The organism is Bacillus cereus group sp. BcHK124 (assembly GCF_027712065.1).
Classification (GTDB): Bacteria; Bacillota; Bacilli; order Bacillales; family Bacillaceae_G; genus Bacillus_A; species Bacillus_A pacificus.
Genome location: NZ_JAQFPJ010000013.1, coordinates 26,851 through 43,627, shown reverse-complemented (window position 1 = coordinate 43,627; position 16,777 = coordinate 26,851). Strand labels below are relative to the sequence as shown.

Here is a 16,777-nt window from a genome sequence, read left to right as displayed (position 1 = left end):
ATAAATAGTATACAAATTTCTATACATCTATCAATAATGATAGTGAGGAGAGAATAATGGCAAATAATATATCAGATATTGCAAAATTAGCTGGTGTTGCAAAAAGTACTGTATCCCGTTATTTGAACGGTGGATACGTCAGTGAAAAAACAAAACAAAAAATTGAATTGATTATTCAAGAAACAAATTTTTCTCCCAATACATTTGCACGGAGTTTAAAAGCGAAAACCACAAATTTAATTGGAGTAATCGTCCCTCGGTTAGATTCTTTTGCAACAACAAAAACACTTATCGGAATCGATATCTCACTTCGCGAACATGGCTATCAAATGCTTGTTGCAAACGCAAGCCAAAGCCAAGAAATAGAGATAGAAGCAATTGAAAACTTTGTAAAGCAAAAAGTAGCTGGTATCATTTTATTAACCACAAAATTAACTGCTCAGCACAATAAAATTTTGTGTAAGTTACAAATTCCTATTTTGTTTGTTGGCCAGCAATACGAAAATCAATACTGTTTGATTCACAATGATTTTGAAGCAGCATTTGAATTGGGATCTTATATTTTATCCCAAGGACATTGTGATATTGCATATGTAGGAGTGACGGAAGAAGATGTTTCGGTAGGTATAAAAAGAAAACAAGGTTTTCAAAAAGCAGTTCAAAAGTTTGCCCCATCATGCAATGTTACATACTATAAGACAACATTTCAAGTGAAAGATGCTATGAAACAAGTATCAGACATTTTAAATAATCAGTTTCCAACTATTATTGTTTGTGCAACAGATAATATTGCAATTGGGGCAATTAAGGTGATTCATGAAAGGAAGCTTTCTGTACCAGCAGATATATCAGTTACTGGTTTTGGAGGATATGATATTTCAGAGATGATTCATCCTAGTTTAACAACCGTCTCGTTTGATTACCATTACACTGGTACTGTTGCAGCGACATCTATTATACAATTAGTTGAGAACAAGGAAGTACCAAAAATAATCAGTTCAAAATATGAATTGAAAATTCGAGAAAGTGTTGACAAAGTGTGAAAGCGCTCTATAATCTATTGTAGAACCGGTTCCATTCCGGTAAGGTTAAGACAGGATTTTTTTACATTTAAAAACCTGTCTCCTATTTTGAATATTTACGGAACCGGTTCCATAAATATTTAGGAGGATTTCGGATGGATATGAAAGCAATTGCTAACAGTGTATTACAGCATATTGGCGGAAAAGAAAATATTGTAAGTGCAACGCATTGTGCAACACGTCTCCGCCTCGTTTTAAAGGATGACTCAAAAGTAATACAAACAGAAATCGAAAACATTGAAGGGGTAAAAGGTGCATTCTCTACAGGTGAGCAGTATCAAATTATTTTCGGAACGGGACTTGTTAACAAGGTATATGAACCTTTTGCAAATCTTATTGGCTCATCTCAAATCAATTCGCAAACAGATACAAGAGTCGTAAAGAAAAATATGAATCCAATTGTTCGATTAGCAAAAGTTTTATCTAATATCTTCGTGCCAATCATCCCGGCAATTGTAGCAAGCGGTTTATTAATGGGTCTACTAGGAATGTTGAAAGCGTTTAAAGTGGTGCCGGCTGATCATGCTATGATTCAATTATTTGATATATTTTCAGGTGCTACTTTTATAATTTTACCAATCTTACTTGGTGTTAGTGCTGCAAAGGAATTTGGTAGTAATATTTTCTTAGGAGCTGTAATTGGTGGGATTTTAACTCATCCTGCATTAACGAACCCTTGGACACTTGTAAATGCGAAGCCAACAGTTTTACATTTTCTTGGTATGGATATTGATATGATTGGTTATCAAGGTACAGTCCTTCCAGTTTTATTATGTGTATACGTTATGAGTGTTATAGAGAAACAATTACGAAAACATGTACCAAATACTTTAGACTTATTAATTACACCTTTTTTAACAGTTATGATTACAGGTTTTCTATCGCTCATTATTATTGGTCCTGCGGGTTATAAGATAGGTGATGGAATTACTTACATTTTAAATACTGTATACGAAGTTGCAGGACCAATAGCTGGTTTTATCTTCGGTGGTTTATATTCAACTATTGTATTAACAGGTTTACACCATAGTTTCCACGCAATTGAAGCCGGATTGCTTGCAAATAAAGAAATTGGTGTGAATTTTTTACTCCCGATATGGTCAATGGCCAATGTTGCACAAGGTGGAGCAGCCCTAGCTGTTTACTTTAAAACAAAGAATACCAAAACAAAGGGAATTGCAATTCCGTCTGCAATATCAGCATTTTTGGGTGTTACAGAGCCGGCAATTTTTGGTGTGAATTTAAAATTAGGAAAACCATTTATTGGTGCGGGAATTGGTGGAGCTTTAGGCGGAGCATATGTTGTGTTTATGAATGTTGCAGCAAATGCTTACGGTTTAACAGGAATTCCAATGCTTACGATTGTAGTTCCATTAGGGGTAATGAATGCAGTCCATTATATAATTGGTTTTGTGATTGCGGTAATTACAGCTTTTGTAGCAACAATTATTTTATATAAAGAAAAGAATTAATATTTTGAGGTGAATACCTGATGAGTAAATATAGAAAAATACAGGATGCAAAAGAAGGTGAATTGACTTCACTTGAAAAAGTTGCAAACCAAGACTCTTGGAAGCCAATCTACCACATTCATCCTCCATATGGATTAATGAATGATCCAAACGGTGTATCTTATTATAACGATGAATATCATATATTCTATCAGTGGTATCCTTTTGCTCCGATTCATGGAATGAAGCATTGGGGGCATGTAAAGTCGAAAGATCTCATTCATTGGGAGCGTATGCCTGTGGCCATTACGCCAACAGAAGATTACGAATCACATGGTGCTTATTCTGGTGGGTCTTTTGTGAAAAATGATATACTTCATTTATTTTATACCGGAAATGTAAAATATGACGATGGCTCCAGTAATGCGAATCAATGTCTGGCTCTTATGAATAACAAATATGAAATAGAAAAAATAGCATATAATCCGATTATTCGAGGAGTCCCAGCTGGATATACTAGGCATGTTCGTGATCCTAAAATTTTGGAGCATAATGGGTGCTATTATATGCTCCTTGGGGCACAACGGAGTAATGAGACAGGAACACTTCTCATTTATCACTCAAAAAATTTGTTTAGTTGGGAACTATATGGAGAACTACAAACTAACTTGAAGGATTTTGGTTTCATGTGGGAGTGTCCTGATTTTTTCCATTTAGATGGAAAAGACATCTTGGTTTTCTCCCCACAAGGACTTGAAGGAAAAGGGGATAGTTACCAAAATGTTTATAATGTCATTTATGCAGTTGGAACACTAGATTTAGAGAATTTATATTTTCATATTGAGTCTTATAATGAATTAGATAAAGGATTTGATTTTTATGCACCGCAAACATTACAAGATTCCAATGGAAGACGCATTATGTTTGCCTGGGCGGGATCCAGTGAAATATCATACCCTTCAGATGATTTCATGTGGGCACATTGTTTAACTATTCCTCGTGAGCTTACTCTTGAAGGGAATATATTAAAGCAACGACCTGTTTCTGAATTGAAAGAATTGCGTACATCTTCAAAGTCTATATCAGGTTGTGTGCAGAATGAAACATGTGTATTATTAGACCTCCTTAAAGAACGCTCTTACGAATTAGAAGTACAACTACAAGTGGAAAAGGCTAATGTCTTCGGTATTTCGTTATTTCATCATGAGGAAGAATCATTCCCTATTACTTTTCATCGTGAAAAGGGAACTGTTTCAGTTGAACGTGGAAATTTTCAACATCGTTTTGGTGGAGAGTACGGTTATACACGTTGCAAACAAATTCAAATTCAAGATTCGATGAGTATGCAGATTTTTGTTGATCAAAGTATTGTTGAAGTTTTCTTATGTGATGGAGACACTGTCTTTACATCACGTGTGTTTCCTCGTAAAGATTTAGAAAGTGGCATCTCACTTTTCGCAGATGAAAAGATGGAATTTCAAATTACACAATACAAACTTGGGAGAGGTTTAGAATGAAGAAAGTTTTTTGCATCGGAGAATTGTTAATTGATTTTATTTGTTGCAACAATGAATCTTTAAGTGAAGGTATATATTTTGAAAAGAAAGCGGGAGGTGCCCCAGCAAATGTTGCGGCGGCAATTACAAAATTAGGTGGTAAGGCTTCCTTTATGGGGCAAGTTGGAAATGATTCTTTTGGGACATTTCTTGAAAAAACATTACAAGAAAATAATGTTGATACTTCTATGCTTGTAAAAGAAAAACAAACAACATTAGCATTCGTTTCCATTGACCAACACGGGGAACGTGATTTTACATTCATGCGTGGTGCAGATGGAGAATATCATTTTCAACAAATTGATTTTTCTAAGATGAAAATGAATGATATTATTCATTTTGGTTCTGCAACAGCTTTATTACCTGGTAACTTGAAAGAAACATATTTTAATTTATTTCAATACGCTAAAGATCAAAATCACTTCATTTCATTTGATCCAAACTATCGTGATACACTCATTACAGATAAGGAGCAATTTTCTAAGGATTGCTTATCTTTCATTGGGCAAGCTCATTTCGTAAAAGTAAGTGAAGAGGAAGCGATAATGCTTTCAAAAGAAACAAATATGATTAATGCTGCAAAATTTTTACTTGCAACAGGTGCAAATGCTGTTGCCATTACGCTTGGAAAACAAGGAACACTTATTGCAACAAATGAAGGGGAAGTACTTATTCCTTCGATTACTGTAAAGCAAGTAGATTCAACAGGTGCAGGTGATGCTTTTGTAGGAGCTATGCTCTATCAATTTGCGCAGGAAGAAAATATATTTGATGTAAACTCAGAAAAAATACACACTTTTGTTAAATTTGCAAACAAAGTGGGAGCAATTACATGTATGAATTATGGTGCTATCCCATCATTACCTACGTTAGAAGATATTATTGAAAAATAATACTGTTTATCTATTACTAATAGAGCTTTAGTAAAGTTGAATTAAACCATTTTATTTAAAGTGTGAGTAGATTTGAGTAAATATAAAAGAGTCTTTGTACAATAGTATGTAGCAAGGCTCTTTTACTTGAAGTTGTAAATCGTTTATAAAAACAAAACAATCTACTTTCTTACCTTACAAATGTATAAGAATCTTTTTTGTGTAGAAATAATAAAGTTTTTTAATTTTGTTCTTAGAAATACAATAATCGCCTATCAATAAATTTGATAGGCGATTATTGTATTTGTTTAAAAATTGCTTTAATGCTTTCATAAAACGATATTTCATGAAAAATAAAGCTATTTAAATTTGGAAAGTGATTAGTTACACATAGCCTCCTTTTTAATTAGTTATTTTAGCGAATACAGATTTAACTAAGTTTGTTTTATCATCTAAATACTTATACTTATATTTATTATCGGGATTATCCCGCTCGAATTGAGTCTTTAACTGCTCATACTCAATTCGAGCGGTTTTATTATTTCATAAGTAATCTCTAAAACACAATTGCTCAATTAAATATTTATTACCCTTTTCATACATATGGTTTGATATGTTCTCGGTTCTCCTTAGTTAAAATAATATCTTTCAAGTAATACACCTTTTCTTTTTCTATACCCATAATATAGCTGTTCTAACTTAGCGATACATTTCAAACCATTTTCAAAATTCTTTAATTCAAGTGCAATATTAATATTAGGTTTTGCACTCAAGTTTGGAGTGACAGTACTTTCACAATAGGGTGTATTGCCAAAATGTATTCTCCAATTTGTTTTTCAATTAATTTTTTCTCTTTTAAGAATTCTACCTCCTATTCCTTAGTCAAAAAAACTAAAAAACTTTACTACAGGGTAATCCTAACATTTAATTAACTCCTCCTGCATACAGCCCTTTTTTTAACAAGAAATGTTACAATATTCCTTTTTATTGAATAGCACAAAATAAAATAGAGGGCATAAAATCCTAATTCAGCCCAGCCTGTTAAATAACTATTCTATTTTTAAAAGGCTTTATTGTAATTTAGACAACTTTATTATCCATGCACATTCTTGCATTTTCTAAATTGTTATATCATTGAAGATGTTTTATGAATAGAAGAAATAAGTAATTTTAAAGGTTTTTCTGAAATGAATTTTTTTAACAAATACATACGGAGCGATAATAAATAATTTTACTTTAATATATAAAACGACAAGGATCCAAATAAATACATAATTTAACGAATAGTTTATGTAATAAAGTTATTGTCAACCTAATGCTTTTTATTACATTATATGTGCTATTGAATAGTGAACTACTGTATTGTTAAATTTATTCAACTATTAATTCTCCAAAATGGTCATAAAGTAATTTTAAACCAATAGCATGGTTTTCGTTTAAAAGTTCATATGCTTCACGAAGTAACTTATGTCTTTTGTTATAAAGTGTAGTACATGTAAATGTGTTTGAATAGCAACAAGGACAGACAATCCCCATAATGGCCGTGTTAAAAGCAACAATAGTATTCTGCTCTGGATCAATCTTACAATATAAACGAATAGAATTACCTGTGTCTGTATTTGCAATGATTGTAGCCATGTTATCTTCCTTACGAATATTTCCGTTAGAATCCATCTCTAAAATTGCACTTGTTAGTTTCAATTACTTTCACTCCTTAATTTTATATACAATTAGAATTTGAGGAGTATCTAAATAAACAAAGCTTATATTTAGATACATGACATTTCATAAGTTAATACAATTAATATTATATAATATATATATTAAAAAATAAAGTGTTCGTTAAATAGGAATTTAACGAACAGTTGAGGAAATGTGAGTTAAACTCCCCTCCTATCTTAATGTACTGTACAAAGGCATGAAACTCTAAACTCTCATTTTTGGGACTAGCTTGGGCCAAGAAAATCCAAACTAAAGTTTTATAGATTTACAGAACTAAATACATGTGATCTTGTGTGAACGTATATGTTTAAATACTACGTTACTTTTATTTATAAAAAAGGCATCCTAAGATGCCTATCTATTCTGTAACAAATTTAAATACATAGTACATAAAAAATAGACAAGATAGATAGGCTAGCCTGCCAGCAACGGATTCTCTCATAAATTTCATAAGTATGACTTTGACAAGCAATGCTAAGAATAACGGTATAAATAGTACCATAGCAAGTTTGATCGCTATGTCATTCATTATTGGATTAAATGGTTCGAAATTAATTATAATATTCACTTACCTTTCTCTTATCGTTCTATTTAAAGAATAAAATTATACAAATAAACTCGCTAAAAAGATACCATAAGGTTCCTTCCTCCAACTGAACAATCTTAATTTTAACCGGTTCTTTTGCAAATATAAGACGCATTTCAGGGAACAATCAGGATTCCTACCGAAATTGTTCTTTTTTGTCATATGCATGGCTTCTACTCCTATATAATATTATCCTTTATAACAAAAAAGCACTGCTATGATTTCTAGGAGTATTGAAAATGTTCTATCGTACTAAATTCACTTTATAAATAGAACATATAATAAAAGACCTTGCTACACAAAATAGCAAGGTCTAGATATAGTAAAATAAGCACCTTAGAGATTTATAGGTGCTTTTATTTAAATTCATTTCCACAAAATAAAATGTAAAAAACTAAAAAAGCAAAAAGGACACTTTTTTAGTTTTTTAGCTTCCCAGCACAAATTTGAAAAAAGATTTCAAGCTATCCTTCACTATCTTTAAATTTTCCTCTTAAATTCTTCTCAAAGATAACCCTATTATCTTCCATCTTATTATAAGTTTGAAATAAAGCTTCTCTTTTCTTTTTTCTTACCCTTGGTTCTGGAGGATAACATGACGGACATTTTGCAGCCCCTTCATGTCTAGCTTTGACCATTGCTTTATATTCATGTCCACACTTACCACAAATCCACCATGCTCTTTCGTTACATCTGGTAGATGTCTCCTCTGGTGTTGTTACACCATATACTTCTTTATTCTTTGTAGGATGCCATTCTTTTGCTATTTCTGGGTTATGAAGAGCAATTGACTGTTGATACTTTTCACAAGTTCTACATCCCTTACCATTTTTCACTCTTAAATTTATTTTTTCTCTCCACATATGACCTTCTTTACAAACCCACATTACTTCTTCATTTGAAGTATAAATTGCCTCATATGGATTTCGGAATTTCTGCCGATAACATGTGTCAAAGATACAAAACTCCTTTGCTATCTCTGGATACATTGTTGCTAATGAGTTGTCTTTGCAAACTTTCTTATTTGAACAGTATGGACACACAGTTTTATCATGAAGTCTACTTCTAACAGACTCCTTCCACTCATGACCCTTACCACATATCCACCATCTAACATTCCAATTCTCTTCATCAATCATCTCATTATCAGGTGTTACATCTGCATTTCTTTTGAAATTCCATTGCTTAGATAAATCTGGATCAATACATCTAAGTGATTTAGCTTCTATTTTATTAACATTGTTTAATTTATCTAGCTGCTGCTTTTTCTTCATACACTTTGGACAAAGCTCATCTTCAACTTTCAGCCTATCATTAGGAGTTGATCCCCAAACATGTCCCTCAGAGCACTCCCACCAAATATATTCGTAACTTCCATATGTAATATCTTCAGGATTCAAGTGACCATTCTTGATAGGATGCCATTCACTTAACAGCTTTTTAGAAAGACCTGTATTTATAAGTAAATTAATCATAGTATTCTCACCTCTACTTTTCTGATTCAATCCACCATTTGTCTGCGTTCAATTCTTCTGTAGTCATCTCATACTCATCTAATTTAACAATTTCATTTTCCCTATTAAAAAAGCAAGGCTTTACAAATATAGAAGCATTTCTATAACTATAACTTTCACCTTTATACGCTTCAATTTTAGAAATTTCTAGCTTATAAACATATAATGGATGTGAATATATTTGTCCAACTTTAAAAGTTTTATCACTATTGTTTTCCGAAGAAATCTCTTCAACTATCACTTTACTTGGAGTACCATGGAAATGACTATCCCACATTACGTTTCACCCTAACTTTAAATTTATTTAATTCTATTGTATCAGAATATTCACACGTGCAATTAGGAAAAAGGTATAATTTTATCATTATTTTCATCTATTATAATAAAATAAGTTAAAGATATTACTGGCTAAGTAGTTTAGAGTTTTTTGTCCTATGTTCAAAAGGTTTAGACTTTCATGTCCTGTTATTAAGACATGAAAGTACCTACAAAATTTATAATAATGGCTATTTATCAAAGATTCTTTATAAGTTTTTAGTTTAGAGTTTTTTGGAACTTGATTGGATAAGAAAATCAAGTTCCAAAACTTTATTGATATACAGAACTAAATACATGTAATCTTGTGTGAACGTATAGGCTTAAATACTACATTACTGTTATTTATAAAGAAAAGACATCCTAAGATGTCTTTCTACTCTGTAACAAATTTAAATACATAGTACATAAAAAATAGACAAGATAGATATGCTAGTCTGCCAGCAATCGATTCTCTCATAAATTTCATAAGTATGACTTTGATAAGCAAGGCTAAGAATAACGGTATAAAAAGTACCATAGTAAGTTTGATCGCTATGTCATTTATTGTTGGATTAAATGGTTCAAAATCAATTATAATATTTACTTACCTTTATGCAACTTCTTATTTATATAGTTTAATATAAATAAACTCGCTAAAATGATACCATAAAGTTCCTTTCTCTAACTGAACCACCTTAATTTTAACCGGTTCTGGTGCAAATATGCATGGCCTCTACTCCTATATGATATTACCCTTATATAACCAAAAAAAGCAACGCTATGGACGCTTTAGCCTACATATTCTTCAACTTTACTAAAGATACCATTAATAGATGGAGGGGTATAATTATAATCGTTATCAGTGAACATTAAAAAAGATGATTCCGATTGAATATCGGAACCATCTTTTCCGGGCTTGATTTTTCAGTTTTTTTTTATTAAACTGTCCATTTTAAAGGGTACATTTCAGTTGACTCCGCACCTTTTTAAAAATAATTTATATGAATGTAAATCGCCTTTAACACCACAGTAAAATCTATAATATCAATGTTACATCTTACTACTTTGTATCCCATTTTTCTAAATGGAAGTAGAACAATACCCCATCTTTTGTATTAGTTACACCGTACTTTACATTATGTAAATCTAATATATTTTTTACAATTGAAAGTCCAAGACCCGTTCCACCATATACTCTTTTTCTTGATTTATCCACTCTATAGAATTGATCCCATATTTTATCTATGTTTTCTTCTGCTATATGTGCCCCTTTATTTTCAAACCCTATATATACGTCATGTTGTTTCTCGTTTACATCTATCACAATGGTTCGATTCGCATCTGTATAGCGAATCGCGTTGGTAAACAAGTTTGTTATGACCTGTTCTAACAGATGTGTTTTACCTTTAACACAAACATTATCTATATTTAATTTGATGTGTAGTGATTTTTCTTTAATTTGAACTTGTAAATCTTTTGCTGCCTTTTGAATTAAATTCCCTATATTAACCTGCTCCATCTGTATTTGGTACGTTCCGGATTCATATTTAGCCAAATTCAACATTTCATCTATTAACACATTCATTTTCTCTATTTCTTTTTCTAATGCTTCCCAATAATATTGATTCATTTCAGGCGCGATTCCATCTTGCAGCATAGATGCAGATATTTGCATGACACTGAGTGACGTTTTTAATTCATGCGAAACGCCTGCAATGAAATCTTTTCGTGTCTGTTCTAATTTTTTCTCTTTTTCTAAGTCTGTTTTTAACTGATTGATATATCCTTCCATTCTTTCTGAGAGTTGATTAATATTAGAGGAAAGCTCACCAATTTCATTTTTTGATTTGATAGAAAGCTTATCTTGAAATTGAAATTGCATTATTTTTTTCGTTGCTTCATTAATTTTTAGTAATGGTTTGGTAATAATTCTTGAATAATATAAACATACAACCAGCGATAGAATCAGCACAAATGCTATAATATATATATAATAATCACTCATTACATCTGTCACTTTTGTAATCGGTTGTAACGAAGACAATGTATAAATGAATTCATTTACTTGTCCATTTTGCATGAGTGGTTTTATCGTTTCTAGATACTTGATTCCATCTATACTGATTTCATTCTGAACCCATTCGTCTCCTTGTAATTTCACTTTATCGCTGATCCATTCCGATTGAAATTGCAAAATACGATTTGCAAACACCTCATTACTATACAATGTATTATTCATTTTTGAATTGAAGTAAACTGGGAAATTTATCTCTGTTACAATTCCCTCTAAGAAATAATATTTCTCACTTTCTTCTTTTGAAAAAACCTTCATACCATTTTTAGCACCAGACATCATATATTTATCAATCTGATAATAAGTAGGTGCAACAAAATTTCCATCATAACCTTTTATTCTCAATGTTGTAGGAATCACTATGTCTTTATTCGATCTTTTACTTACTGTATCCATGATAGCTAGTTTAGTCGTTTTATTGAGTAAACTTGTAATTAATATACTGAAATTAGGATCCATATCTTTCTTTGCATTGATTAAATTATTAAACACAACCTTAGAGGATCGACTCGAATCATTTTTATCAACTGTTTTTATATAATGATCTCCTGATGGTAATTTCTTGATATTGGCTTCTTTATCGAGCCTAGCAATCATAATACCCTGCTGATTAGCATACGAGAGTTCCTTCCTCTGGAGTGTATTTTCATCCTGTTTATGAGCTTCATAAAATGTATAGTACCGTTGTAATTGCTTCTGAACATTTTCTTTTTCTTTATCTATATATAAGTATTTCATCACATACATTTGTCCGAAAAAGATAGCTGCGATAATCATGCAACATAGTAAAAAGGTAAGAGAAAATAACTGAAACACAATCTTCTTTCTCATCATTTTTCTACCTCAAATTTATAACCCGTACGAACAACTGTAATAATGTGTTTTGCTTTCTCACCAAGTTTTAATCGTACATTACGCATATGTGCAGTTAGTGTTTTATCATCTCCATCATAATCGTATCCCCAAATATTTGTGATTAACTGCTCTCTTGATAGTACTTGTTCCTTGTGTTGCATTAAAGAGTGTAAAATTTCATATTCTGTATGTGTAAAATCTATTTTTTGTCCATCTATTGAAACAGAACGTGCTGATTTATCTAAGCGAATACCACATAAATTAATACAGTCCTGATATTGTACTTGTTGATTTGTATCTTTGAACAAACGTTTTGCTCTCGCTAATAAAATAGACGGTTTAAATGGTTTTGTTACATAATCGTCTGCCCCAAGTTCAAATCCAAGTAACGTATCATCTTCATCACTTCGTGCCGTTAATAGGATAATAGGAACATTAGAATTCTTTCGAATACGTCTACACACTGACCATCCATCCATTAATGGGAGCATAATATCCAAAATAACTAAACTGATATTATGCTCTTGTTCAGCAAACAAATCTAGCCCAATTTGACCATCTTCCGCTGTAATTACTTCATATCCATCATGCGAGAAATAATGGGCTACAGTCTCTCGGATAATCTGTTCATCTTCAACTATTAAAACTTTTTTCATCTCTATTCTCATCCAATCTACGTTCGTTTTACATTGAAACTGTCATCGCTTGTCTTCCCATTTGAATCCAGGCTTGTTCAAAACTATTCCGATCAATTGCTCTGTGTTTGTCCTTCTTTAGTGGATCTTTAATATATACATATTGTTCATCATAATCGGTCACAACGACACTATGCTGGTGATATGTCACTTTCATTTCTCCTGCATCTGTACGCCATGTATAAAATTCATCATCAGGTAACCGTTTAAAACGGGCATTTGTTAATACCCATACAGGTTGCCCTCTGTCTATCGCCTCATATATTTGCTGAGGTTCTTTGTGACTTAGATCCTTCACTTTCTCTTCTGAAACATACTCCTTTGCCAATTCTAAAATCGGCTCTACATAAACACCTAGTCCAGGTTTATCAAATGTAGCTATATCCCCAATAAACCCTTTGTGCATATTCCCCTTTATACCCTTTCCCTGAAATGGTACAGACTTTATCTTTGCAGCGAGTTCCATCTTATCGACTTGTACACCTGAAAATTGCAACACCATAGCAAGGCTCGTTACTTCACAACCTCTCATTAATTCTGGTTTTTGTAGAATCAGCGGCACATCCAATGGCCTTACTATCACTTTTTCTTGCTCTATGGGCCTATTTTCTTTTTCAAGTACCTTTTCTGATTCTACTGATTCATTTCTCATATATTCTACTTCTGATTTTGCATTCTCCTCTTGTGGTATTGCAGGTTGTATTTTAGTAAATATAGGAATATCACCATGTGACATACCAATGTTTGTATTTAATACTGATAGTGTAAATACAAACAGGGTTGTTTTTCTAAATGGATTCATCATTATCTCTCCTCGATGCTTTATAAGGAGAGTGTAATTTGTTTATATTTAGATAAAATCATATTTATAGAAAGACAAAGTAAAATTCATATCAAGATTATATAAAGATAATTGCTTTACGTATTAATCTTATGTGCTACAAATATTGCTTTCAACAAGCAATATTTAACTTCTTTAAGTTCACGTTCTAATTTTTCGTACTTTGCAAAAAGTCCTCGAATTCTTTTCATTAAAGTATAATCTTCGAGATTTTAGGTATGTGGTTTGATTATTATTTACAAATCCTATTGCTATATGGTAATTACTATTTATCAACAATTATTTGTGAGATTTTAGTTTAGACTTTTATGTCTTTCTACACTTGTACATGGACATAAAATAGATACTTTTTAGAAGAGAAAGTATCCATTTTCATGAATATCTTTTGTTACTTATGTAGAATTAAATTTTAGTTGAATTTCACATTTAATTAGGTTTTACTATTTAGTTTTGTTTCAAATGCAGTTAAATTAGTTGAAGCCTTACTAAAATTTGGTTCAGAAAGTTGTTTAGGTCTTCGTACTTCTGTCTTCTATTGGAGCTACACCTTGTATCTCTTGTAATATAGAATTTGCTACATTTTCTCTATAAAATTCTTCAACTATATTTTTCAAATAAATACAATTTCTTTATTCCTTGAATAAAATCAATAACTCGGCATACAATACCTCTGCATCGAGCAGTTAGACTGGGCTAACTGCTCTTTTATTGAATAAATTTTTAGGGCATGTTAACAATATAGGTAATCCAAGTTTGAATACGAATAAACATTGTATTCATAGTATTTACTAGAGCAGTTAGTTTTTTCTAGCTGCCTTTTTGAGTTTTTCCGAATAAAATTCTAAATTATGTGTTCACGAGTAATAATGGTAGATAAAGAAATAGGAATTCATCATTTATTTAGTTGAGTGGATATGCAGGGGAATTTACTCCGTTATTGGATAAGGACGGAAAGTCAATGTTAAAACTATATATTCGAATAAAACAATTTATATTATTCAACTATATGGTAGCTTTAGTTTCACAAGGAAATAAACAACTTTATTATCTGTTTTGATTTCAGAAGTAAAGCTGAACTTAACTTTTTTAAAAGGAGATACTACAATTTAAGCAGTGCCTCCTTTACGTTTTTATAAGTGAGTTTTAATGACCTTATTGTTTCTATTCATTATGTCCAATGCTATAGATGGGCTGATGCAGCTTGAATTCACAGTGACTTCTTTAATTTTGTTTTTCCTTTTCTTCTAGGAATGAGCAGTTAGTTTTCTGCTGAATGCTCTTTTATATTAACTTGTTTGTCATCATATATTACGGATATGTAGCTATTAACTCATAGGGTCTTCTTTTAAAGAGCACTTGTACCTAGTGCTCTTTTTAGTTTCCTTATTTAGCTCACTTTTAATTTTACATAATATTTTTAATTCCGTTTATACTATAGTTGTAACTTTAAGTTACAACGTATTGTGGGTATCGTTATTGTTGGACAATAAAGCAGTTAGTTCATTGAGCTAGCTGCTTTATTATTTAAATAATAACAACATTAAACCTCTCCCTATAAATTGTTATTCATAACATCATTAGTTACTATATTTTAGTTTTATTTCCCACTTTTCCAGCATATTCTTTAAGAAGGGTGTTTAGCTAAAAAAGTTACCTCCTTATCGATGAGCACTCACTTATGTAGTGCTCCTTTTCATGCTGTACAATTCTGTTTTACTTGTATAATTATATATAGTTTCTTTTTTGAACCTCCCACATTCTTTTTTACAAGTTGCAATGAAACAGTTAGCTTTTTTCTAACTATCCTGTTTTTATTTTTCACTTTTTAGTTAAACGTACATATATTAACTTTGAACAATGGCCAATAGGATACTTAACCTACCTCTCTAAGAGCACATTTATATCTGTGCTCTTTTTTGAGTCACTTTAAAATAACGATTTTGTTTAGTTATCATTTGATTAATCATATTTAAAATTTTTTAACATATCTTAATTTTAATCAGGAATTACACTACCCCCCAGTAGATCTGTAGTTCCTGTAATTGAGCCTATAACTCTGATTAGAACCTGTTATAAACAACAGGTTCTATTTATGGTCATTCTTCATCCCCATCGTTGCGATAGGTAAGACTTTGAAGTTATCTCCATCTTTTGCGCCACTTAACACTGTACGTGCGAAATTCACTACATTCAAACACCTCTAGGCTACATTAAGCAATACAAACTTTATTAATGTATTCATTTCTAGCTTGAAGATAAAAAAATTCATGATTCCACATATTTATATTCTCTATCCATTTTGGATACTTTAAAAATGGATACTTATTTTATACATATTTTACTTGTATGATTTTAATCAAAATGTGAGGTGGTCGTTTATGATAAAAGGCTATGCAGCATTGCTTATTATAGATGTACAAGTGGGTTCATTTAAAGAAGAAAGAATGCTATATAAAGGAATTGAATTATTAAAAAACATTCAATTGTTAATCCATAAAGCTCGTACTGTCCAAGCGCCTATTTTTTACATGAAGTTTAATGGGAAAACAGGATCTTTATTAGAGCATGGAAATCCGGAATGGGCAATTCATGAATCTGTAGCTCCACTATCTGAAGATATCGTTCTTGAAAAAAACCACCCTGATTCATTTCATGAAACAAGTCTTCAACAAGAATTGAATAAAAGGGACATCGAACACATTGTGATTACAGGCGTTCAGTCTGAAATATGTATAGATGCGACGTGTCGACGTGCATATAGCTTAGGGTATGATGTTACTCTTGTTGAAGATGGGCATAGTACATATGACACTACATTATTATCGGCATCCCAAATTATTAAGCATCATAACGATATAATAGGTGAATGGTTTGCTGATTTGAAAAAAGCTCAGATAATTGAATTTTAATTAATCTTGAATAGGTTTTTCTTGATAGATATAGTACGAATCATTTAAATTTAGCTAAGGTATTAATCCTGTTTCCTATTATTAAATATATGTTTTACTGTATGCGATAATGTAATAATTATATTCTAATAATTAAATGCCCCTTTTAGGGCTACAGACACACCGTTATTAAGTAACAAAAAGCTTATTTTTTTCATTTTGGGGTAATTCTAAATTCTTAAGTTGATGGGCATGTGGTGCTATCCAAAAGTCAAAATAAACAAAATAGAGGAACAAATGCAGTTTTATAAATCAATGTTTGTGTCCCTGGAGTTTCCTTTAAT

At 31.5% G+C, this 16,777-nt stretch carries 12 protein-coding genes and 1 pseudogene; 5 read left to right on the top strand and 8 right to left on the bottom strand.

Annotated features, from left to right (window positions below; genetic code table 11):
* Nucleotides 1-56 precede the first annotated feature (56 nt).
* From PDK19_RS18385 to PDK19_RS18370, 4 genes are all read left to right on the top strand, one after another.
* Entirely contained in the window at nt 57-1,043 is a 987-nt protein-coding gene (locus PDK19_RS18385; RefSeq protein ID WP_046646353.1) for a LacI family DNA-binding transcriptional regulator, read from the top strand.
* A gap of 134 nt (nt 1,044-1,177) precedes the next feature.
* Entirely contained in the window at nt 1,178-2,554 is a 1,377-nt protein-coding gene (locus PDK19_RS18380; protein ID WP_046646351.1) for a sucrose-specific PTS transporter subunit IIBC, read from the top strand.
* 20 nt (nt 2,555-2,574) lie between these two features.
* Nucleotides 2,575-4,050 carry a glycoside hydrolase family 32 protein gene (locus tag PDK19_RS18375; RefSeq protein WP_046646350.1) on the top strand — a complete coding sequence of 492 codons (1,476 nt, stop codon included), beginning with the start codon at nt 2,575-2,577 and terminating at the stop codon, nt 4,048-4,050.
* Nucleotides 4,047-4,982: a carbohydrate kinase family protein gene (locus PDK19_RS18370; protein ID WP_046646349.1), complete on the top strand. Its 936-nt coding sequence runs from the start codon at nt 4,047-4,049 to the stop codon at nt 4,980-4,982. Before PDK19_RS18375 ends, PDK19_RS18370 begins: the two co-directional genes overlap by 4 nt.
* A gap of 381 nt (nt 4,983-5,363) precedes the next feature.
* On the opposite strand, the pseudogene PDK19_RS18365 reads toward PDK19_RS18370, so the two are convergent.
* From PDK19_RS18365 to PDK19_RS18330, 8 genes and pseudogenes are all read right to left on the bottom strand, one after another.
* Nucleotides 5,364-5,885, bottom strand: a pseudogene (locus tag PDK19_RS18365) (GrpB family protein).
* Nucleotides 5,886-6,332: 447 nt separating this feature from the next.
* Nucleotides 6,333-6,662: a hypothetical protein gene (locus tag PDK19_RS18360; protein ID WP_225991072.1), complete on the bottom strand. Its 330-nt coding sequence runs from the start codon at nt 6,660-6,662 to the stop codon at nt 6,333-6,335.
* A gap of 379 nt (nt 6,663-7,041) precedes the next feature.
* Nucleotides 7,042-7,251: a hypothetical protein gene (locus tag PDK19_RS18355; protein ID WP_001021329.1), complete on the bottom strand. Its 210-nt coding sequence runs from the start codon at nt 7,249-7,251 to the stop codon at nt 7,042-7,044.
* Nucleotides 7,252-7,733: 482 nt separating this feature from the next.
* The gene (locus PDK19_RS18350; protein ID WP_000609152.1) at nt 7,734-8,744 is read right to left on the bottom strand and encodes a zinc-ribbon domain-containing protein; all 1,011 of its coding nucleotides are present in this window, start codon (nt 8,742-8,744) and stop codon (nt 7,734-7,736) included.
* Between the two features lie 13 nt (nt 8,745-8,757).
* Nucleotides 8,758-9,060 carry a hypothetical protein gene (locus tag PDK19_RS18345; protein ID WP_000263523.1) on the bottom strand — a complete coding sequence of 101 codons (303 nt, stop codon included), beginning with the start codon at nt 9,058-9,060 and terminating at the stop codon, nt 8,758-8,760.
* A 1,080-nt stretch (nt 9,061-10,140) separates the two neighbouring features.
* Nucleotides 10,141-11,985, bottom strand: coding sequence for a sensor histidine kinase (locus tag PDK19_RS18340; protein ID WP_046647183.1), 1,845 nt, complete (start codon nt 11,983-11,985; stop codon nt 10,141-10,143).
* Nucleotides 11,985-12,665, bottom strand: a complete 681-nt coding sequence (locus PDK19_RS18335; protein WP_000756749.1) for a response regulator transcription factor — start codon at nt 12,663-12,665, stop codon at nt 11,985-11,987. The genes PDK19_RS18340 and PDK19_RS18335 overlap by 1 nt, the downstream gene beginning before the upstream one ends.
* A gap of 28 nt (nt 12,666-12,693) precedes the next feature.
* Nucleotides 12,694-13,509, bottom strand: a complete 816-nt coding sequence (locus tag PDK19_RS18330) for a C39 family peptidase (RefSeq protein WP_046647181.1) — start codon at nt 13,507-13,509, stop codon at nt 12,694-12,696.
* A gap of 2,414 nt (nt 13,510-15,923) precedes the next feature.
* On the opposite strand from PDK19_RS18330, the gene PDK19_RS18325 reads away from it, so the two are divergent.
* A complete protein-coding gene (locus tag PDK19_RS18325; RefSeq protein WP_000589748.1) occupies nt 15,924-16,454 on the top strand; it encodes a cysteine hydrolase family protein in 531 nt (176 codons plus the stop codon).
* Nucleotides 16,455-16,777: the final 323 nt, after the last annotated feature.